The sequence below is a fragment of the Myxococcus faecalis genome, from assembly GCF_050039385.1.
GTDB classification, from domain to species: domain Bacteria; phylum Myxococcota; class Myxococcia; order Myxococcales; family Myxococcaceae; genus Myxococcus; species Myxococcus fulvus.
Genome location: NZ_CP144336.1, coordinates 6,773,221 through 6,793,441, shown reverse-complemented (window position 1 = coordinate 6,793,441; position 20,221 = coordinate 6,773,221). Strand labels below are relative to the sequence as shown.

At 70.0% G+C, this 20,221-nt stretch carries 13 protein-coding genes; 7 read left to right on the top strand and 6 right to left on the bottom strand.

The window, feature by feature from the left end; all coding sequences use genetic code 11:
- Positions 1-98 precede the first annotated feature (98 nt).
- Positions 99-845 (top strand): hypothetical protein, encoded by a 747-nt coding sequence (locus tag VZQ01_RS27305; protein WP_426745099.1) that lies wholly within the window; start codon positions 99-101, stop codon positions 843-845.
- A 12-nt stretch (positions 846-857) separates the two neighbouring features.
- Here the strand turns inward: VZQ01_RS27305 and VZQ01_RS27300 are convergent, their stop codons facing one another.
- From VZQ01_RS27300 to VZQ01_RS27290, 3 genes are all read right to left on the bottom strand, one after another.
- Positions 858-2,192, bottom strand: coding sequence for a hypothetical protein (locus tag VZQ01_RS27300; protein ID WP_426745098.1), 1,335 nt, complete (start codon positions 2,190-2,192; stop codon positions 858-860).
- Positions 2,189-4,231: a hypothetical protein gene (locus VZQ01_RS27295; protein ID WP_426745097.1), complete on the bottom strand. Its 2,043-nt coding sequence runs from the start codon at positions 4,229-4,231 to the stop codon at positions 2,189-2,191. The genes VZQ01_RS27300 and VZQ01_RS27295 overlap by 4 nt, the downstream gene beginning before the upstream one ends.
- Before the next feature lie 115 nt (positions 4,232-4,346).
- Positions 4,347-5,741, bottom strand: a complete 1,395-nt coding sequence (locus VZQ01_RS27290) for a hypothetical protein (RefSeq protein ID WP_426745096.1) — start codon at positions 5,739-5,741, stop codon at positions 4,347-4,349.
- Between the two features lie 119 nt (positions 5,742-5,860).
- On the opposite strand from VZQ01_RS27290, the gene VZQ01_RS27285 reads away from it, so the two are divergent.
- Positions 5,861-6,106, top strand: a complete 246-nt coding sequence (locus tag VZQ01_RS27285) for a hypothetical protein (RefSeq protein ID WP_408889223.1) — start codon at positions 5,861-5,863, stop codon at positions 6,104-6,106.
- A 22-nt stretch (positions 6,107-6,128) separates the two neighbouring features.
- On the opposite strand, the gene VZQ01_RS27280 is transcribed toward VZQ01_RS27285, so the two are convergent.
- The gene (locus VZQ01_RS27280) at positions 6,129-7,436 is read right to left on the bottom strand and encodes an acetamidase/formamidase family protein (protein ID WP_426745095.1); all 1,308 of its coding nucleotides are present in this window, start codon (positions 7,434-7,436) and stop codon (positions 6,129-6,131) included.
- Between the two features lie 99 nt (positions 7,437-7,535).
- Here VZQ01_RS27280 and VZQ01_RS27275 point away from each other — a divergent pair, with 99 nt between their 5' ends.
- Positions 7,536-8,909 carry an SWIM zinc finger family protein gene (locus VZQ01_RS27275; RefSeq protein ID WP_408889221.1) on the top strand — a complete coding sequence of 458 codons (1,374 nt, stop codon included), beginning with the start codon at positions 7,536-7,538 and terminating at the stop codon, positions 8,907-8,909.
- Positions 8,906-11,590 (top strand): DUF6493 family protein, encoded by a 2,685-nt coding sequence (locus VZQ01_RS27270; protein ID WP_426745094.1) that lies wholly within the window; start codon positions 8,906-8,908, stop codon positions 11,588-11,590. Before VZQ01_RS27275 ends, VZQ01_RS27270 begins: the two co-directional genes overlap by 4 nt.
- On the opposite strand, the gene tal is transcribed toward VZQ01_RS27270, so the two are convergent.
- Positions 11,496-12,617, bottom strand: coding sequence for a transaldolase (tal, locus tag VZQ01_RS27265; protein WP_426745093.1), 1,122 nt, complete (start codon positions 12,615-12,617; stop codon positions 11,496-11,498). The genes VZQ01_RS27270 and tal overlap by 95 nt on opposite strands.
- A gap of 196 nt (positions 12,618-12,813) precedes the next feature.
- On the opposite strand from tal, the gene VZQ01_RS27260 reads away from it, so the two are divergent.
- Together VZQ01_RS27260 and VZQ01_RS27255 are read left to right on the top strand one after the other, a co-directional pair.
- The gene (locus tag VZQ01_RS27260) at positions 12,814-14,709 is read left to right on the top strand and encodes a transketolase (protein WP_426745092.1); all 1,896 of its coding nucleotides are present in this window, start codon (positions 12,814-12,816) and stop codon (positions 14,707-14,709) included.
- A 24-nt stretch (positions 14,710-14,733) separates the two neighbouring features.
- Positions 14,734-17,211, top strand: a complete 2,478-nt coding sequence (locus VZQ01_RS27255; RefSeq protein WP_426745091.1) for a WD40 repeat domain-containing protein — start codon at positions 14,734-14,736, stop codon at positions 17,209-17,211.
- A gap of 9 nt (positions 17,212-17,220) precedes the next feature.
- On the opposite strand, the gene VZQ01_RS27250 is transcribed toward VZQ01_RS27255, so the two are convergent.
- On the bottom strand, positions 17,221-18,042 hold the full coding sequence (locus VZQ01_RS27250) for a hypothetical protein (RefSeq protein WP_426745090.1): 822 nt from the start codon (positions 18,040-18,042) through the stop codon (positions 17,221-17,223).
- 113 nt (positions 18,043-18,155) lie between these two features.
- Between VZQ01_RS27250 and VZQ01_RS27245 the strand changes: the two genes are divergently transcribed.
- Complete coding sequence (locus tag VZQ01_RS27245) at positions 18,156-20,129, top strand: discoidin domain-containing protein (RefSeq protein WP_426745089.1); 1,974 nt, start codon at positions 18,156-18,158, stop codon at positions 20,127-20,129.
- The last annotated feature ends 92 nt before the right edge of the window (positions 20,130-20,221 follow it).

The following is a 20,221-nucleotide window of genomic DNA, read 5'->3' as shown; positions in this document are numbered from 1 at the left end:
GTCGGGTCCGCCGTTGAACAGACATGGCGGACTCGACGGCCGTGAAAGACTCGCATGCCTAGCTTTGGGCCGCTTCACCTCCCACAGGAGTGGCTCACATGCGATTCGTCCCAGGCAGGAAGGCTCGGGGTTTGTTGACGGCGGTGGTGTGCGCGGGGTTGTTCGCGGGCTGCGCGGAAGAGGACGCCGTGTCACCGTCGTTTGACGCGGCTTCGTCGTCACAGGCGCTCACCGCGTTGCCGCCCCGCGTGGGGCTGACGTTGCAGGCCATCCGGGACGCGGGGTCGAACCTCCCCTACTGCGACCTCTACAAGGACTACCTGACGCCGCAGGTGCTCCAGGCGTACTACTCGGACCAGGGGTTCGACGGGTGCGTCGTGGCGTGGATTGGGGACACGGGTGAGACGCTGGAGGTGAACACGAACTACGCGGAGGATGTCTACCGCGTGTATGTGAAGCGCTCGGGGCCGGTGCTCAACAACACGGTGTACCGCAAGCTCGGGGACGGAGTCGGTCCGGTGGACCTGCGGCTGGGTGGGCCGCCGGGGAGCGCGGTGAACACCTTCACGCTGACGCTGGATGAGCGGGGCTTTCCCACCGTCGCCTGGCTGAAGAAGGCGTCGCCCCACTTCAGCAACGTGGAGCTGCGCGCGGCGCGCTGGGATGGGCAGGCGTGGCATCCGCTGGGTGGGGTGCTCAACGTGAATGACGCGCAGGACTCCGTCGCGTCCCAGCCCGTGCTGAGCTGGGATGTGCAGGAGCGCCCCGTGCTCAGGTGGGTGGAGACCACGGGGGCGTCCACGGTGAATGTCACCCGGACGTGGAACGGGAGCAGTTGGGAGTAAGGGCCGCGTCCGTCAGGAACGGCGCCGCGTCGCCTCGAGGAAGAACTGCGTCAGCGAGCAGTCCAGCAGTGATTGGCTGGACTGCATGCACCGGCGCGCGCGGAGGAAGGGCAACCAGACGCGATTGCCAACACGGACCTGGGACTCCTCCAGCTTCCGCCGAGGTACCCAGGTTCCATTGAGCCGCCGCACCAGCACGTTGCCCAGGTAGGCCCCCAGGGCCGGCACGGTGTGCTCGTCGATGAAGTCCCTCAGGTACCGCTCCGGGAAGCGCTCCTTCAAGAAATGGAGGTCGAGGTCCGTGAGCGACTCGGGCGTCGCATCGAAGAGGCTCGGGATGTTGACGTGCAATGCCGCCACGAGGCTCTCGGACAGTTCGTCGAAGTGGGCGAGGGCGCGCTCCGGGTCCTCGACGTCCGCAGGGAGGGCGGCAGGGAGCCACTCTTCTGGCTCCGATGGGCGCCAGGCGTTGAGCTCGGCGATCTTCCTCTGGCGCTCGCTGAGCCTGAGCTCGGGTATCAGGCGCGAGAGAAGAGGAGCAAGGTCCGGGTGGAAGCGAGGCTCCACGGGAGCAAGCGCGGCACTGCGCGCCCGCAGCGCGCGGAGCACCGCGTCGAAATCCAGGTCGGGCCTCAAATGGACCAGGGCACGGGCCTGAACCACCCGCGCCTCGTCACTGGCGAAGTCGGCGGCGGTGGGTCGAAGCACCACGAGCACCGCGCCACTGGGAAACTCCTCGACCCGATATGCAGGCGTCGAGAGTACCCGCTCGCGGCCCACGGATGCCACTTGCTTGGGACCGAAGATATTCAGCCAGGCCACTTCATGAATCCCGTCGGCGTCCAGCGTCTCCGAGGCCACCGCATCGCGCGTTTGATTGGCGGCATCGACCAACTGCTCCTCCGCGACACTGTTCGCAGTGGCGAGAGTCACCGGGTAATGAGAAGCCCAGGCTCGCACCATGTCCATGAACCCCTGGCAAAGCGCGGCGTCGCCGAAGAGCGCAATCGGCTGGACCGAAATATAAACATGAATCCTCTTCCCGGACGGCGGCAGCCAGAGCCCAACGGACATGTCCGCCAGGTGCCCCGACGTTTGAGAAAGGCTGACAGAGGTGCTCCTCCGTCGACGATTCTCCTCCAGTGCGGTCAGGACGGCACTTCGTGAGTAGGGATACGGGCGTGAGCCTTCGACGAAGTCCGGCATCCACGCACCTGCTCGCGCCTCGAGCGCCTCCAGAAGCGGAGCCAGTTCTGACTTCAGGTCGGCGGTGGGGTCGTACGTCGCCTCGAAGGAGAGAGTGAGGTGGTCCTCAGCATCGTATTTTCGCGCTGCTGAGACCTTCATCGGAACAACACCTCGACTCCCTCGACTTCGTGCTCGGTTTCTCGCACGGCTGCTCTCTCTGCCTTGGGGTTTGCAGGCCTGAGACTACCGCCATCATAAACGACGCGGACCCTCTGGACTTGCGCCAACTGCTCGATTCCAGGACGGCGGATGCTCAAGGTCTCACCGTAGTACCGCATGGCCATGCCTGCGTCCTCGTTCATCTGCCTCTTGAGCGCACCGACTTCGGTCCGAGAGAAGTCCCGACTCTTGAAGCTGAAGGTCTCCACACGCGGAGCCTGCCCGGGAGCTGGCCGTGTTTCGATGACCAGCACGTCCGCGAAGCGGAGGTCCGCCTTCAACACCCCCACGTGCGTTTCGATGCGCGGCAGCTCGAAGTCCCGCAGCCATCGCCGCTGCGCTCTCGGCAAGGCCGCGTCCGCCTCCAGGATGCCGACCATCTCCCTCTCGAAGGCCAGACCTCGTGCGTATCGCTCGCGCACCAGTTGGTAACCGGCCCACGGTAGCGGCCCCTTCGACGCCAGGCCCTGCTGGATTTCAGCGGCCCGCTTCTCCAGATACGCCAGGTAATCCGACCAGAGGGGATGCACCTCCGCACCACGAGGCGCGGCCTTCGTGAGCGCATCGCGATGTGCCCTCAGGGCAACAACGTCCATCGATAGCCGGGCCCCTCCGACCTCGGCCTCCACCTGCCGGAACTTCGCCTCCGCCACTTCGGCGGGGAGGCCTGCCGAATCGAGCGTTGACGAGGACCTGCCCCTCCCACCGCCACCCTTCGGCGGCGGCCTCGCGGACTCGCCGTGCCTCACCGCCAACAAGGCTTGCGCTCGAGCCGGGTGACCGCCCGCTTCATGGAGGGCCAGCGCCCCGGCCTCCCCCCACTCCGCAACCAGGACGGCCGCTTCCCGACGCTCCTGGAGGTGGCGAGCCAAGTCGCCCACGGAGTTCGTCTCCGTCCGCGACTTCAACCGCTCCAGCACGGCCTTCAGCGCCTCGACGCGAGGCACCGTCACCTGCAGCGGTGTTCCTTCCCGCCTGGTCTGGCCCATGTCGCGAAAGGAACGCGCCCCTGTTCCTCCCACGTAGAGGCCCACCAGGAGCGCCGCGGGCGCCAGCTGTCGCGTGGCCTCCTCGTACTCTCCCTTCGCGAGAGACGCTCCGCCTTGCGCCGTTCCGGCGGCCAGCGAGTAGAACCCCAGTGGCACACCGAAGCTGAGGTGGTCGAAAGAAGCCAGAGCCACGTTGCCGGGCGCGAAGGCTCCCAGGTACCGCGCCTTCTCCACCTCCTGGTACGCGGTCCGGTAGACCGGTGGAAGCTGCGCGGGCAGCGAGGACGCCTCCACGCTCCGGCTTCCAGCGACGAGCGGAATGGAGGACGCGACGTCGTCCGCCGCTCTTCCCAGTCCTCGCGCGATATCTCTCGCGCGGAAGTCCCTCTCCGGGAAGTCGACCAGCGCCATGCCGCGCTGACGCAGCTCCTCGGAGACGACCTCCATGCCCCCCAGGGCCCGACTCAGCAGCTTGTCCTCGGCCAGCAGACGCAGCATCTCCCGCACCTCGTCGTCGAAGGCCGTGTGCAGGACGAAGAGGACGAGGACTTCCGCCTGCCCCGGGCCATGCTTCTCGGCGACGGTGGCCAGGAACGCGACGCGCTTCTTGAGCAGGACGGTGGCGGCCGCTGCTTCCAGTGGACCCAGAGCGCCCAGCCGGACGGCATTCCAGTCTGAGAGGGACTGCACCAGCCGAGGCATGTCCACCGTGCGCTGCAGGGCCAGGAAGGCCGCTGGCGTGGTGCATCCCAGGAAGGGCGCCAGCACCTCCTCGTCCGTGGACAGGCGTGGCCATCCCGGAGGCGCTTCACCGCAAGCGCTGGCCTGGATATCGGCGACCGGAAGAGGCGCGGTCTCACTGCGGACGCCCGGCCCAGGAAGCAGCTGCGGAGCACGACGACGGTGCAGCAAGGGGCCCACTTCCGCCTCGTCGTCCGGCGCGTCACCCGTGGGAAGGCTCGCGACGGCGCCGCGCTCCAGCGCGGACATCGGCGTTCGGCTCGCGAACGAAACCAGGGCGACATCCGAGCCAGCCCGCGCGGCACATCCCGCCGTGAGGAGCGCCAGGACCCATGAGAGGAGGACTCCGCCACGCGGCGAGCGATCAACGCACATTGTCCACCCCCAGCCCGACGCCAACGAACGCCCCAGGCCGCAACGCGCGCTCCGGCGTGGGAAACAGCAACGTGCCGCCCTGCCCCACGGCGAACAGCCGCCCGCCGAGGAAGCGCCACCGCGCCTCCGCCGACACGAGGTAGCGCGCCCTCGACTGGCCCATCCCCATCGCCAGCCCGCTCACACCCAGGCTCAAGTCACGATGGAAGAGCTGCGCCTCCATGCGCCCATCCACGTCCACCCGGCCCCACGTGAAGGCTTCAACGCCCAGGGAGACGAAGACGTGGCGCTGTCGCATGCCGCTCAGGCGCACTGCATCCCAGCCGAGAATCACCTCGCCGTAGGCCGAGCCGCCGCGAGGGAAGGACGACTCCGCCAGCGGCGCCGGGGACGAGCCCGCCACCTGGAAGCGCGCCAGCTCGTAGTCCGGACCGAAGGCGCCCTGTCGAAAGCCGCCTCGCTGCAGCCGCCCCTCCAGTCGCGCGCGCAAATCCACCGTCGACGACACGGCCTCCAACCCCAGGCCCGCCACCGCGCCCCACGCGCCGCCCTCGCCAGGACGTCCGCCCCATCCTCCCAACACGTGGACCTCGAGGCCCGTGTCCCGACTCCGACGCCTCAGCACCACGGCGGTGCCATCCACATGCGCCAGCGTCATCGGCGCCGATACACCGCCCGCCCTTCCCCAGTCGTGGACCGCTGAGAACGCCAGCGTGTAGCGCCCGGGCACAGCGGGACGTCCGAAGAGGACATGCTGCACATCCAGCGCGACCTCCGCGCCGGTGAGGCGAGCGCCCAACAGGTCCGAGACGAAAGCCTCCGCGTACACCGGCCCCAGCGTCCCCGAGGCCCCCAGACCCGCCGGGTGGTAGTCCGGGTTCAGTTGGTTGCTGTAGCGCCGCACCAGGTGCCCGGACAGCAGGGAGTAGCCCTCCATCCGCCCCGCCCACACCGCGTTGGACGCATCGACGCCCACGGAGAAGAGGCGCATGACCTGCCCCCAATCGGACAGCGTGTCCCAGTCCTCCTTCCTCACGAGGCCAGCCCCCGCGCTGTCGCCCCACAACCGCAGCCGCAGGGGGGCCCCGACGTTGAGGCGGATCCACTCGCCCTGGTCCAACGCCACCATGGGCTCCACCTGCACGAAGCCCTCGGCCCCTCCCGCCCCACTTCGGGGCAACAACGTCCACGTCGTGCTCTCCAGCCGCAGGACGTTCGTCCAGGACGACGTCGCGTCGGATTCGACAGGAGGAGAGGCCGCCTCCAGCTCGCGAATGACGGCTTCTGCCTCCTCCCAGAGAGGAGGGACAATGGGCTCCTCCGCCCTTCCCACACCAGGAAGAAGCAGCGGCAACACGACGGCCCAGCTCCGATGCGAGAACATCGACGCCTCCTCGAAAGCCCCCGTCTGGGGATGGAGAAGGGCAGAGGTTCTCAGCCCAGTCCGACACGATGCCGCGCATCGAATGGAATGGAGAGGAGGTCCGGAGTTAAGTCACGGGAATGCCAATCCGTCTGGTCATCCGCGTCAAGAATCAACTCGAGCGAGCAACCTGGCTGACCGTCGAGCCGTGGGGAGAGGTCAAGGAACTCGCCCCCAAAGCGCATGTCAATATCCAGGCCCAGGGCCCCGGTCCAGACGAGGCGCCCGATGGAGGACTCGTCGAAGTGCAGATGACTCCCGACGGCATCAAGGTCTGGGGCTGGAGTGGCTCCGATCTAGAAATCGTCGAACCGGCCCCGAAGTAGACGGGAAACCTGCCCGCGAGAGCTATTTCCCCGCCGGCCGCAGCGGCGCCAACCGCGCCTTGTCCAGCTTCGCCGCGACACCGACGCTGCGGCCCGCGAGGTTGGCGACGACGTACTGCACGCTCGTGCCCATCACCTGCGCGCTCTCCGAGAGCGACAGCCCGTAGTCCTGCGCCAGCCACTGCGTCAGCCCGCTCGTCGCCTGGCGCAGGGCATCGTCGAGCGAGCCCGCCTGTCCCAGCACCATCAGGTGCGTGGGGGACTCCACGCGCGGCATCGACGGCGCCTTGCCGCGGATGACTTCCACCGTCAGCTCCACCTCCATCGACGTCTCCAGCGCGAACTGCGACGTCTCACCATCCCCCTGCCCCGCGTGCGCATCCCCCACGTAGAGCAGCGCCCCCGGCTGGAACACGGGCAGATACACGGTGTTGCCCTCCACCACCTCGTTGAAGTCCATGTTGCCGCCAAAGCGCCCCGTATCCCCCGTGGAGACCGGCGGCGACCCGAAGCCCGGCGCCACCGCCAGCCCGCCCAGCATCGGCCGCAGCGGCACCGTGAAGGCCTTCAGCTTCTCCGTGGGCGTCTCCGGCCGCGCCACGCCCTTCTCCCAGTCCAACGTCCAGCGCACCGGCTTGCCCAGCTCCGTCGCCTTCGACGCCAACAGCGGCGTCATCGCCCGCCCGACGATGCTGTCCAGGCTGTCCGCGCTCCTCCGGTTCAATCGCAGGCGCTTCAAGTGGACCGCCAGCATGTCCCCGGGCCGCGCATCCCCGATGAAGAACGGCCCCGTCTGCGGATTGCCATACAGCGCGCGCGACACACCGCGCTCATCCATGCCACCGGAGTCGAGCGTCGTCGTCTTCACCGTGTCCCCGGACCACACCGTCAGCACCGGCGCCCGGTCCGCGGAGAACTCGTTCGACCACGACGTCGGGGTGAACTCATGCCGACGCGGCGGGCCCGCGGGTCGCTCCGGAATCCGGCGCGCCGTGAAGGCCCGCTTCACCCGCGCCTTCTTGTCGTTCGTGTCCGGCACGTCCGCCGTGCCCTCCAGCCGGTCACCCCGAACCTTCCCCGTGTAGACGTAGCGCGCCTGACGCGAGTCGGTGACGGTGAAGCGGACCTCGTTGCCCGTGCGCTCGCCCTCCAGCGCGTCACCGTCGAACGTGCCGGACAGCTTCTTCCCCGAGCGCTCCAGCGTGAGCCCCTGGTGCAGGGCGTTGCCCCACATGTCCGTGGTGACGACCCACTCCTCCTTCACCACCGGCTGCGCGAGGACGAGGGACGGGACGCAGCAGCACAACCAGGCCAGGAGGAGTCGTCGCATGTCCGCGGCACCATGCCAGAAGCCCGCTCTGGATGTGTGGGTCAGCGCCACGCGGTTGGTCGAGTCGCCCCACCGCGATAGCCTGGGCGACCGGCCACCATGACAGCGCTGAACCACACCTATCTGTACGCGGGCCCCTCGGAGCTCGTCCCCGTGGAGAAGGGGCACGCGCTGCGGCTCATGACGTCGGGCGGCGGCGCACCCCAGCCGTATTTCTTCGAGGGGCGCCTGCTCCAACCCCGATTGACGGCGCTGTCGCTGCGAGCCCTCTCGCGCGTGGTGGGCTCGCGCTTCTTCATCCCGCCCGCCATGTTGAACCGCATCCTGCGCGAGGCCGACCCGGTGGTGACGTGCGGGCGAGGCATGCTGCGCTTCGAGGGGTTCTCGGGCTGCGCCAGCACCTACGCCCGCGTGGACCTCCCCCCCGCCGCCTACGAGGGAGACGTCGCGTCCTTCGGCACGACGAACGTGGACTTCAACGCCGCCATGCGCGCGGCCCTGTCCACCGTGCGAGAGGACGAACCCCTCTCACTGTCCGTCGGCCACGCGGAGGTGGCGCTCCAGCGAGGCGACACACGCGTGGTGGAGCGCAAGGTCCCCCTGCCCCTGCGCTGGCTCAAGGGCTTCGCCGAGGTGCAGGCCTACCTGTCGCGCCTCACGCCCTTCGCCGAGCTGTCCGCGACGGAGGCCCTGCGCTTGCTGCGAGGACTCCCCCGGACCCGCGCCGACAAGAGCATCCACTACCTGGTGCCCCAGGGGCGCACCGTCCGCCTGAGCTCCACCGAAGCGAAGGGCGCGATGCGCATCACCGGCCTGGAGCGGCTCCGGGTGCTCGAGGACCTGGTCCCCTTCGCGAGGCGGCTCGTCCTGCACGCGGACCCTCGGGGACAGGCCAGCGCCTTCGTGCTCGACCTGGGCGCGCCACGCTTCACGCTGGCGCTCTCGAGCGAGGTCTGGCGCGGCTTCTCCGGCGAGGGCCAGGCGTTGACGGCCCTGGCGCAGCAGGGCCAGGTGGAGCAGGTGCTGAGCACGCTGCGCGCGGAGCTCCGCTGGGAGGCCGTGCTGGAGCCGCGGGCGCTGGCGCGCAAGCTGGGCGCCCCCGAGGAGCTCGTGCGGCAGGGCCTCCAGGTGCTCGGCGTGCGAGGGCTGGTGGGGTTCGACTCCCAGACGGCCGCCTTCTTCCACCGTGAGCTGCCCTTCGACTTCGCGCAGGTCGAGGCCCTCGCGCCGCGACTCGCCGATGCCCGGGCCCTGCTCGCGGCGGGCGCGGTGGAAGCCGACGCGAAGGCGCCCGGAGCGTTCTGGGTGCGCGGCTCGGACGTCACGTACCACGTGCTGCTGGATGGCGAGGGTGAGCCCCTGCGCTGTGGCTGTCCCTGGTTCTCAAAGCACGCGCTGGACCGCGGGCCGTGCAAACACCTTCTCGCGGCGCGGCTGCACGTCCATCGCGCCGAGGACGACGATTCCCGATGAGCGCCCTCCTCCTCGACTCCCTCCTCGCCGCGCCGAGCCTCGAAGCCAGCACCGCCCTGCTGGAGCGCCTGACCCAGGCCGAGCGCAGGCAGCTCGGCGCCGAGCTGCCAGACCGCATCAAGGCGCTCCGGGACGAGCCCTATACCCAGACGCTCCCGCCGCGAATCCAAGCGCTGGCCCTGCTGTCCTTCTTCTGCGTCCCTCCCTCCGAGTGGAAGCGGATGCACCTGTCCGCGCTGCCCGAAGAGACCGCCCAGGTCGCCGTGAAGCTGAAGGCTCCCGGGCTCGAGGACGCGGCCGAGCGGCTGGTCGCGCTCGACGCCGTCTTCGGCGCCGTGGCCCGCAAGCTGGTGCGCGCGGGCGTGTCACGGCGCCCCACCCACGACAACTACATCCTGAGCCTGCTGAGCGTGGACGTGCGCTTCGTCCCGAACCCGCTCGACGCCGACCCGCGCGTGCGCGAGGACGAGGTGTGGCACCTCTTCGAGGTCGAAGGCGGCGGAGAGCTGAGCCTCGCCGCGAGGGACAAGTACACGCCCGACGCCAAGACCTGGATGCAGACGTTCCTGAGACACATGCGCCAGGGGACCCTGGACCGCGCGCGGTTGCTGGACGCCACGCTGGGCGCCCTGGAGCGCGACTTCGCGGCCTTCCGCGCGGGCTGGTTCTCACGCTTCCATCAATCACTGGAGCCGACGCACGAGGAGCTGGAGCGACACCGCGAGCGCTATCTGCGCCTGCTGGGCAGCACCCTCCCGGCGACGGTCAGCCTCGCGCTCGACGTGGTGGGCACGCTGGACGGGCGCCATCCCTTCCCCGAGTCCACCTTGCGGCCCGCGCTGGAGCCCGTACTCCTCGCCCGCCACAAGGCCGCCGCGCAACAGGCGACGAAGCGGCTGCTGGCCCTGGCCGAGCGGGAGACCACGGACGCCCGTCAGCGTGTCCTGCTCTCGCTATGCACGGGCCTCGCGCACGAGGAGGTGGACGTCCAGAAGGCGGTGTTCAAGGCCCTGACGTCCCTGGCGAGCGTCCCCGAGGCCGCCCTGCGCGCCGCCGTCGAGGAGCGCATGGAGGGCGTCGCCGCGTCGCTGCGCAAGCAGGTCCAGGCGTGGCTCGGCGCCGTCCGCGACACCCCGCCGAAGGCAACCCCCATCGAACCGCCGCCCCACCACGGACCGGTGTCGCCGTGCGAGCCCCGCTTCGCCGTGGCCCCCATCGAGGACCTCGACTCGCTCATCGCGGCCTTCTCCGCGGGCCTCGAGGACGCGAGCGACCCGATGGAGGTCGAGCGCCTCCTGGACGGCGTGGCCCGACTCGGAGGACAGCGCCCCGAGGACTTCGCGCGAAAGACCTCCGCGCTGGGCAAGCGGGCGAAGAAGTCGTGCGCGAATCCCTACCAGGAGCCCATGGCCTTCCGCCTCGCCAGCCTCGCCCTCGCGTGGCTCGCGCCTCACGGACAGGCCGTGACCGCGCTGCGCGAGCTTCCCAAGACCCCGCTCTCGCCCGCGCACAAGGTCTTCCTCCCGTTGCTGGACGCGCGCCTCCTGGACATCGCTCGCGCGCTCGACAAGGGGCACACCGACGGGCTGTTGTCGTTCCCCACGCACGCGGGCGGCTGGATTGCGCCGGAGCCACTGGTGGAGCGCGTGCTCGCGAGTGCCACCGAGCCCTCGCCCACGGACCTGTGTCTCGCCCTGTCCCGGCTCGCGCCTGCGGAAGAATCACGCACGGCCCCGGCTCCGTCACGCAAGGGCCAGCCCCACGTGGAGACGTTGAAGCTCATCGACTGGGCCTCGGGGCGCGGACGCACCGAGCCTCGCGGCCCCGAGGCGCTCCTGGCCATGGGCCGCAGGCACCGGGGAGACACCGCCCCCAGTGTCCACACCTTCACCGTGAAGGCCCGGCGCTCCGGTGAGTACACGTTCCACGACCTGCACGTGTCGACGAAGCCCAAGCCCAAGGCGACGCGCGGAGACCTCCCGAGCCAGGTGCTCTCAGCGAAGTACGGCGGCGTGGACAAGCCCTACGCGCGCTGGGCGGCGACGCTCTGGCCCGCGGGGATGGAGGCCTGCTTCGCCAGCCGCGCGGAGGAGCTGGCCGGGAACCTGGACTGGTTCGAGGCGAGCTGGGGCAACGCCGCGTGCTACGAGCAGCTGCTCCATCCCTGGCTGCACCTGGGCCCCATGGCGCGATTGGTCCTCGCGCTCGGGCTCGCGGCGAAGAAGCCCGGGGAGTCCGGCGTGAGCGTGGACGCGGCCATCGCCGCCCTCGAGACCGGGCGACTCTCGGAACAGGAGCTGGGCGCGACGATGGGCGAGCTGCGCACCACCGGCCTCGTGAAGCTCAAGCGCTGGGCCACGACGCTCGCGCGGGTGGCCAGCGCGTCCGACCACCACGCCCGTCAGGTCTCCGTCGCCATCCAGCGTGCCTTGCGCAAGAGCCCCCACGCCGCGCCTCGCGACGAGGGCTCGCTCGTGAAGCTCCTGCTGGAGCTCCTGTCCCAGACGGAGACGCGGCTCGAGGACACCGAGGCCTGGGACTACCTCCGGGAGACGCCCCATCGGAAGTCCCTCGAGGCCCTGGCGCCTATGACTTCTTCAACTGCGCCTCCACCGCCTTCAGGAGCGCGTCGAACGACTCCTCGAAGAGCCGCACGCCGTCCACGGCCAGCCGCTCGGTGACGCTCTTCATCGACACCCCACCGGCTTCCAGCTGGCGCATCGTCTCCTTCGCGCCCGCCAGGTCCTCCAGCAGCGTGGTGCGCACCTTGCCATGGTCCCGGAACGCATCGATGGTCGCCGGCGGCATCGTGTTCACGGTGTCGGGGCCAATCAGCTCCTCGATGTAGAGCACGTCCCGCAGCTTCGGGTCCTTCGTGCTGGTGCTCGCCCACAGCACCCGCTGCACCTTGGCGCCCTTCGCCGAGAGCGCCTTCCAGCGCGGACTGCTGAAGACCTCCTGGTAGATGCGATAGGCGAGCTTCGCGTTGGCGATGGCCACCTTGCCGTGCAGCGACTCCAGCACCTTGCGCTGCTCCGCGGTGACGCCCGCCTTCAGGCGCTGCTGAATCTCCTTGTCCACCGCGACGTCGATGCGACTGACGAAGAACGAGGCCACGCTGGACACCTTGCTCAAGTCTCCGCCCGCCTTGGCGAAGCGCTCCAGGCCCGTCAGGTACGCGTGGGTGACCTGCCGGTAGCGCTCCTGGCTGAACAGGAGCGTCACGTTGACGTTCAGCCCCTCCGCCGTGAGCTGCTCGATGGCGGGCACCCCGGCTTCCGTCCCGGGGACCTTGATCATCACGTTGGGCCGGTCCAGCGTCTTCCAGAGCCTGCGCGCCTCGTCGAGCGTGGCCTTCGTGTCGTTCGCGAGCCGCGGGGAGACCTCGAGCGAGGCGTAACCATCCTTCCCCTTCAGCGCGTCGTAGACGGAGCGCAGGATGTCGGCGGCGCCCTGCACGTCGCGCACGGCGAGCTGCTCGTAGACGTCACCCGCCGAGCGCCCCTGGCCCCGCGCGGCCTGGAAGAGGTCCTCGTAGTCCTCGCTGCCCGACACCGCCTTCTGGAAGATGGTGGGGTTGGAGGTCAGCCCCTTGAGCCCATCCTCGGTGATGAGCTTCTGGAGCGTCCCCTGGGTGATGTAGCTCCGCTGGAGGTTGTCCACCCAGACGGCCTGGCCGAATTCCTCGAGCTGACGCAGTGGATTCATGGCGGTTCACACCCCTGGCTCTGAATCTGCCCACGCGCGCCGGAGCGTGAGCGGGCCTGCACACGGGAGCCCCCTCGTCGGGTTGCCCTGCGGGGAGAGGCCCCTCGTCCGCCCTCTCCCCGCGCGCGCCCGCGCCGCTTCACCCGGGGCCCCGCCATCAACACCCTACGGAGGTCCCCCAGCCTGGAGAGAGACGATGGCAGACACACTGGCAGGGCTCGCGGCGCAGCTGCGGGTCGACAGCATCCGCGCGACGACGGCGGCGGGCTCCGGACATCCGAGCTCGTCCATGTCCGCGGCGGACATCGTCGCGGTGCTGTTCCAGAAGTACCTGCGCTTCGACTTCCAGCACCCGCACGCCCCGGACAATGACCGCTTCGTGCTCTCCAAGGGCCACGCCTGCCCGGTCCTCTACGCCGCGTTCAAGGCGGCGGGCGCCATCGACGACGCGGAGCTCCTGACCCTGCGCCAGTTCGGCAGTCGCCTGGAGGGACACCCCAACCCGCATGTGCTGCCGCTGGTGGACGTGGCCACCGGCTCGCTCGGCCAGGGACTGGCCATCGGCGTGGGCATGGCGCTCACCGCGCGCCTGGACCAGCGCCGCTTCCGCACGTACGTGATGATGGGCGACAGCGAGACGGCGGAGGGCTCGGTCTGGGAGGCGTTCGACAAGGCCGCGCACTACAAGCTCGACACCCTGTGCGCGCTCATCGACATGAACCGCCTGGGCCAGAGCGGCGAGACGGAGCTGGGCTGGAACGGCGAGGCCTATGTCGCCCGCGCGCGTGCGTTCGGCTGGCATGCGCTGGCCGTGGACGGACATGACCTGGGCGCCATCGACCGCGCGCTGGCCGAGGCCCAGGCCACGAAGGGCAGGCCCACGTGCCTCGTCTTCAAGACGGAGAAGGGCCATGGCTACTCGCTCATCGCCAACCATGAGCACTGGCACGGAAAGCCCCTGCCCGAGGACAAGGCGCGCGAGGCCATCCAGGAGCTCGGCGGCGAGCGGAACCTGCGCTTCGAGGTGCGCAAGCCGGAGGTGACGAAGCCCACCGCGAAGCCCGCCGCCGGGCCGCTGAAGCTGCCCACCTACGCCACGGACGAGAAGGTCGCCACGCGCAAGGTGTACGGCGACGCGCTCGCGGCGCTGGGGGACGCGCACCCGGACCTGGTCGCGCTGGACGCGGAGGTGTCCAACTCCACGTACTCGGAGGAGCTGCGCAAGGCGCACCCGGACCGGTACTTCGAGATGTACATCGCCGAGCAGAACATGGTGTCCAGCGGCGTGGGCATGGCGGTGCTGGGCAAGCGCGTCTTCGTCAGCACCTTCGCCGCCTTCCTGTCGCGCGCATATGACCAGCTGCGCATGGCCGCCGTGTCCAACGCGACCTTGCACGTGTGCGGCAGCCACGCGGGTGTGTCCATCGGCGAGGACGGTCCCTCGCAGATGGGGCTGGAGGACCTGGCGATGATGCGCGCCGTCGCCGGCAGCACCGTGCTCTACCCGAGCGACGCCAACCAGACGGCCCGACTGATGGCCGCCCTGGTGGACCTGCCCGGCATCAGCTACCTGCGCACCACGCGCGCCAAGACGCCCGTGCTCTACGCGCCCACCGAGGAGTTCCCCATCGGCGGCAGCAAGGTGCTCCGACGCTCCGACCGGGACGTCGTCACCATTGTGTCCGCCGGGATTACGCTGCATGAAGCGCTGGAGGCCCACGCGCGCTTGCAGGACGCGGGCGTGTCCGTGCGCGTCATCGACCTGTACTCGGTGAAGCCCGTGGACGTGAAGACGCTGCGGCAGGCCGCGAAGGAGACCCAGGGCCGGCTCCTGGTCGTCGAGGACCACTGGGCCGAGGGCGGCCTCGCGGACGCGGTGCTGGAGGCCTTCTCCGACGGCGCCGAGCCCCTGCCGCGCGTGAAGCGGCTCGCGGTGCGCAAGCTGCCCGGCTCCGGCAAGCCCGAGGAGCTGCTCGGCGCGGCGGGCATCGACGCGACACACATCGTCGAGGCCGTCCACGCCCTGCGCGACACCCCGGCCTCCGAGGGCTCGCGCGCCACCGGCACGGCGCAGACCCGTCGCACCCATTGAACCCGATGGAGGGTCGCCGCGAGAATGCGGCCCTCCATGCCCCACGACCTCGCCTCCCTCACCGAGCTCTCCACCCTCGAATCCCTCCTCGCCGCCGAAGGGGTGGACGGACTGCTCGCCGCGCTCGACGACGCGCTCGCCCGGACACCCGCGGACACGCGCGTGCTGCACGAGGACGGGCCCACCGTGGGCCCCCAGACGCTCGGCGTGCTGCGCAAGGCCGTCGCGCTCGACGCGGACTTCCTGCGCGAGCACCCCGAGACCCTCTTCCAGTGCCTCTACAACCGACTGCGCTGGTACGACGCGCCGGACGCCGCGCCCCACTACGCCACGACGGGACAGGGCCCCTGGGACGACCCGGAGGCGCACCTGTACCAGCTCGCGGCATGGTGGCGACGACAGCGCGAGGCCTCCGGCGGCGCGGCCTGGGTGGAGTCCCTGCTGCCGCTGCGTGGCGCACTGGACGGCGCCGACACGTACCTCTGGCACGAGGCCCACGTCCTGTGCGCGGCGTTCGATGCGACGGGGACGCGGCTCGCCACCGGCTCACACGAGGACGGCGACAACGTCCAGGTCTGGGACGTGGCGACGGGCCAGCGGCTCCAGACGATGGAGGGCCACGAGGGTGAGGTGCGTGGGATTGCCTGGAGCCCGGACGGCAAGCGACTGGCCTCGGGCTCTAGGGACCACGACGCGCGCGTGTGGGACGTGGAGACGGGCGAGCAGCTCCACGTGTTCGGGCGCCAGGAGGGACAGGTGACGTCGGTGGCCTTCAGCCCGGACGGCACGCTGCTCGCGGTGGGCAACCTGGGCTGGCGCATCCACCTGTACGACCTGGACACGGGCGAGAAGGTCCGCACGCTCAAGGGGCACCAGCAGTCGGTGCTGAGCGTGGCATTCCATCCCTCGGGCCGCTGGCTCGTGTCGGGCGCGTCGGACGACACGGTGCGCGTGTGGGACGTGTCCACGGGCGAGCAGGTGGCGCGGCTGGACGCGCAGCGCTCCGTGAGCACGGTGGCCTTCAGTCCGGACGGCGAGTGGCTCGCGTGGGCGGACCTCGACGACGTGGGCGTGGCGGAGACGAAGACCTGGCAGCGGGTGCGCGGCCTGCAGGGCCAATCGCGCTACTCCCACGTGCAGTGGCTGGGGACCTCGCGGCTGGGCCTGTTGGGGTACGACCGGCTGGAGGTGCTGGACGTGAAGGACGGCGCCACGGTGTGGTCGCGACCCTATTCCTCGGACGGGCATGAGCGCGGCGCGGCCTTCTCGCCGGACCTGAGGCACTTCGCGTTGACGGCCGTCGATGGCGGCGTGCTCATGAGCCGGCTCGACGCGCCCATTCCGCCCAGGCTCCTGTCCGAGCAGCACCGCGTGAAGCAGCTGTGGGGGCGGGCCGAGGGGACCCTGGCCGTCGCGAAGCGGATGGACGGCATGCTCGTCATCGACGCCCAGGGCCGCGTGCGCGAGCCGCCCCGTGATGCCCACGACTCCGGCCTTCATCCCTGGAACCTGAGCCCGAACGAGGCGTGGGCCGCCTATCCCGTCACGCGCTACCTGGATGACGGTTGGCGGCGGGGCATCCAGCTGTTCGACGTGGCGCGCATGACGCCGACGACGGAGCTGACCGACAAGCCGCTGGAGGGGCGGGACGCGTCCCGGAAGATGACGATGGAGCAGGTGATGACCTTCTCCCCGGACTCGACGCTGCTCGCGGGCACGTTCGAGCTGGGCGTGGTGCGTGTGTGGCGCGTGGCCGACGGACGGCTGCTCCACACGCTGAAGGGCCCCGAGGCCGTCGTCACGATGGTGGAGTTCACGCCGGACGGCGCCCATGTCGTGTCGGGCTACGAGGCCCTCTCACGCCTCCAGGTGCACGACGTGAAGACGGGGCGGCTCGTGCTCGACACCCAGGCCCTGATGAAGCCCGCGGTGGCGTACACGGCGGCCGAGCGCGTGCCGCGCATCGCGGTGGGCCGGGCCACGGGGGAGCTGGAGCTGCTCGACCTGCCCGCGGGCTTCCGGCGCGTGCTCCAGGTCTCCGAGGAGCCGGTCATCGCCGCGCGGTTCTCCGCGGATGGCTCGCGGGTGGCGGTGTGTACGCTGGACGACCGGGTGCGCCTGTACGAGGCGGACACGGGGCGGCGGCTGTACGAGGTGCCGCACCCCGCGCTGCCGTTCGAGGTGGCCATGGAGGGGGACGTGCTGGTCACCCGCTCGGATGACCAGAAGACGCGCTTCTTCGACCTCGCCACGGGCGCGCCCCGGGAGGTGCTCGACGGCAACGCGCCGCCGGACGAGGTGACACGCCGCGCGTACTGGGAGGTGCTCGGCGACGCGCCCGTCGCGTTCCACCGCCGCCTGGACACCACGCCCCTGGCGCACTTCCACGACTCGCTGGAGGAGACGCTCATCCTGCGCGATGGAATCGTCGTGGCGCGCGGCCTCACCGTCCCGGACTTCCTCTACGTGCTCAAGCTCCACGACCCCACGGGCGGAGCCTGAAGCCCGCCATCACTCGCAGCCCACGCGCCGAGGGCCCACGGCCAGGTCATCCAGCCACCAGTCCGTGGGCGTGGAGAGCCCCTGGTAGAGGAACACCCCCGCCTCCAGCACCGTGAAGTCGCGAGCCTTCTCGCGAATCAACGGTGCCTCGGTGGGCGGGTCGGAGAAGACGAACGTACGAGGCCACTTCAGCTCCACGCCGTCGAGCCACACACGGGGCTCGGCGGCCTGGGGCGCGTCACCGTGCGCGCCGTCGAAGAGCCACTCCACGCAGGCCCACCGGTCCAGCACGAGGGGCGTGTCGGAGACCTGCACCCACTCCGGGAAGCCGGGCGGCTCCGGCGGATGCCAGATGGCCATGTACTTCTCCTGGTACGTCGCCACCTCGTACCAGTCGAGCGCCTCGAACGCGGTGTCCTGGCTCCCCGGGCGCGGATACCGCGCGTTGAAGAGCCCCGCGTGCGAGGCCGGCCGCGCGGGTGTCACGTAGACGTGGACACGCCCCCAGAGCACGGGGCCGAAGTCCTTCGGGAGCTGGAAGCGCACCGTCTTCTTCGGACCGCCCTGCTCGCCTTCGCGCCCCCCGACGAGCTGGCTCGCGTGCAGCGCATACCTGCCACCATGTGCACGCGTGGCATCCACGAGGAGCTGGCCGCTGAACTCGTCACGGAACGGTGTCCAGCCTTCCGGCAGTCGCCCCTCCTCGAAGTCCCAGCACAGGGTCCCGGGTGCCGAGCACCCCGTGGCCCCCGTCCGCTCCGAGGAGGCAGGGTGTGCACACGCGGACACGAGCAACACCACGAGCCATCCAGGAGCGACTGCGACGCGCATGTTCCCCACCTCTCGGTACCCGGGTGGACGGTACACCCGCACAAAACACGGAGGCCATGAGACTTGCCGCGAGCGGCCCCGTTCTTCTCCAAGAGCCCGAGGAGGAGGACACCATGCGAAGGATTCCGTCTCGACTGTGCACCCTGGTGATGGGCGTGCTGCTGGGTTGTGGCACCCCCGAGGAAGCTGGCGGCCCTGAAGCCCTCTCGCGACAGGCTGCGGCCCTCGCGGAGCCCATCAACGTCACGCTCCACAAGCCCGCCACCGCGAGCGCCACGCAGGGCAGCTTCCTGCCGGAGTACGCGGTGGATGGGGACATCAACAGCGATGACTCGCGCTGGTGCCCTGGCGTCTACAACGAGACGCGCCTGTTGGACATCGATCTGCAGGGGACATTCGACCTGGTGCGCATGGAGCTCTACACGGGCTTCCGCGCCGACCGGCCCATCAAGAGCTACGAGCTGTTCTACGACGACGGCACGGGCTGGAAGCCCATCCCCGGCGCGAGCCAGACGAACAACACCAGCATCGCGGTGTCGACGACGTTCACCCAGCCGGTGACGGCGAAGAAGGTGCGATTCTCCTGCAAGGACCCGCTCGCGGACAACTGCCGCGTGAAGGAGCTGTGGGTCTTCGGCACGCCGCACGCCACCGAGGTGAACATCCCGCCGGTGGCCAACGCCGGCCCGGACCAGGCCATCACCCTGCCCACGAACAGCGTCACCTTCAGCGGCGGCGCCACCGACGCGGACGGCACGGTGGTCTCGCTGGCATGGACACAGGTGAGCGGTCCCACCGCGACGCTCTCCGGCGCCAGCACCGCCACGTTGAGCGTCACGGGACTGACGGTCGGCACCGCCGTCTTCCGGCTCACCGCCACCGACAATGACGGCGCCACCGGGACGGACGAGGTCAGCGTGACGGTGGCCCCCGCGCCCCAGACGCTCACCAACGTGGCACTCGGCAAGCCGGTCTCCGCCGGCAGCAGCAACGCCAACCTGCCGCCCTCCAACGCCGTGGACGGGAACCTCACCACGCGCTGGGAGTCCGGCTACCACTTCCAGACGCACAATTATTTCGACGTCGACCTCGGGAGCGCCCACGAAGTGCACGGCGCGACGCTGCACCTGTCCACCAGCGCGACGTCGTCCTACGCGATGACCGCGTTCGAGCTGCAGAGCTGGGACGGCGGCTGCTGGAAGACGATTCCGGGCTCCGTGGTGGAGGGCAACCCGACCAACACCACGCAGCGCTCGCTCACCTTCACCGCGCCCGTCACCACCACGAAGGTCCGGGTGGTGTGCAAGGACCAGCCCTACTGCCGACTGCGCGAGCTGGAGCTGTCGGGCCGACCCGGGGTCGCGTCGACGGCGCCCACCACGTGCGCCGCCGGACAGCAGACGCTGGTGCGCAACGTCCGCTACGACTACGCCCTGTTCCTGCCCCAGCAGTACAACGCGGACCGCACCACCCGCTGGCCGCTCATCATCGCGCTGCACGGCCTGGGCGGCGCCACGCTGGCCACGGACCGCTCCGGCGTTCTCGCCAACCCCGAGGGCCTGGCGCGGCAGTTCAACTCCGCCAGCTTCCGCGCGGCGATGAAGGCCATCGTCATCTCCCCGAACCAGCGGCTGCCCTTCACCAATTCGGGCACGGGCTGGTTCAACAACGACGCGCTGCTGGCCCTGGTCGAGGACGCCAGGAAGGACTACCGCGTGGACACGGACCGCATCTACTTCACCGGCCTGAGCGGCGGCGGCAACCGGAGCCTGGAGCAGGGCATCACGGACAGCGGGCCGCTCGCGGCCATCGTCCCCATCGCCTTCACGTCCACGCCCACCAACGACGCGAACGTCTGCAACCTCAAGTCCCTGCCCATCTGGTCCTTCCAGGGCGAGTTCGACACGCCGAGCCGCCCGAGCAACCTCAAGAACTGGCTGGACACCCGCTGCGGCGCGGGCTCCAGCGCGATGCGCTTCACCGTCATCCCGGGTGGACGCCACGACGGCTCGACGTGGGACACCGCCTACGCCACGCTCGAGCTCTACGACTGGCTGCTCCAGCAGCGCCGCAGCCACCGCCCGTAGCCGGCCCTCGGGCGGAGGGACAACGCCGTCACTGTCCCCCGCCCCACATGGCGCTGCCCACGGGGCCGATTCCCGCCACGTCCTCCAGCCCT

Bases quoted from the DNA above. Each gene is read 5' to 3' on its own strand.
- VZQ01_RS27255 (WP_426745091.1), top strand. From the start codon at position 14,734: ATGCGGCCCTCCATGCCCCACGACCTCGCCTCCCTCACCGAGCTCTCC.
- VZQ01_RS27305 (WP_426745099.1), top strand. From the start codon at position 99: ATGCGATTCGTCCCAGGCAGGAAGGCTCGGGGTTTGTTGACGGCGGTG.
- VZQ01_RS27280 (WP_426745095.1), bottom strand. From the start codon at position 7,436: ATGCGACGACTCCTCCTGGCCTGGTTGTGCTGCTGCGTCCCGTCCCTC.
- VZQ01_RS27300 (WP_426745098.1), bottom strand. From the start codon at position 2,192: ATGAAGGTCTCAGCAGCGCGAAAATACGATGCTGAGGACCACCTCACT.
- tal (WP_426745093.1), bottom strand. From the start codon at position 12,617: ATGAATCCACTGCGTCAGCTCGAGGAATTCGGCCAGGCCGTCTGGGTG.
- VZQ01_RS27250 (WP_426745090.1), bottom strand. From the start codon at position 18,042: ATGCGCGTCGCAGTCGCTCCTGGATGGCTCGTGGTGTTGCTCGTGTCC.
- VZQ01_RS27290 (WP_426745096.1), bottom strand. From the start codon at position 5,741: ATGTTCTCGCATCGGAGCTGGGCCGTCGTGTTGCCGCTGCTTCTTCCT.
- VZQ01_RS27285 (WP_408889223.1), top strand. From the start codon at position 5,861: ATGCCAATCCGTCTGGTCATCCGCGTCAAGAATCAACTCGAGCGAGCA.
- VZQ01_RS27295 (WP_426745097.1), bottom strand. From the start codon at position 4,231: ATGTCCGCGCTGGAGCGCGGCGCCGTCGCGAGCCTTCCCACGGGTGAC.
- VZQ01_RS27260 (WP_426745092.1), top strand. From the start codon at position 12,814: ATGGCAGACACACTGGCAGGGCTCGCGGCGCAGCTGCGGGTCGACAGC.
- VZQ01_RS27270 (WP_426745094.1), top strand. From the start codon at position 8,906: ATGAGCGCCCTCCTCCTCGACTCCCTCCTCGCCGCGCCGAGCCTCGAA.
- VZQ01_RS27275 (WP_408889221.1), top strand. From the start codon at position 7,536: ATGACAGCGCTGAACCACACCTATCTGTACGCGGGCCCCTCGGAGCTC.
- VZQ01_RS27245 (WP_426745089.1), top strand. From the start codon at position 18,156: ATGCGAAGGATTCCGTCTCGACTGTGCACCCTGGTGATGGGCGTGCTG.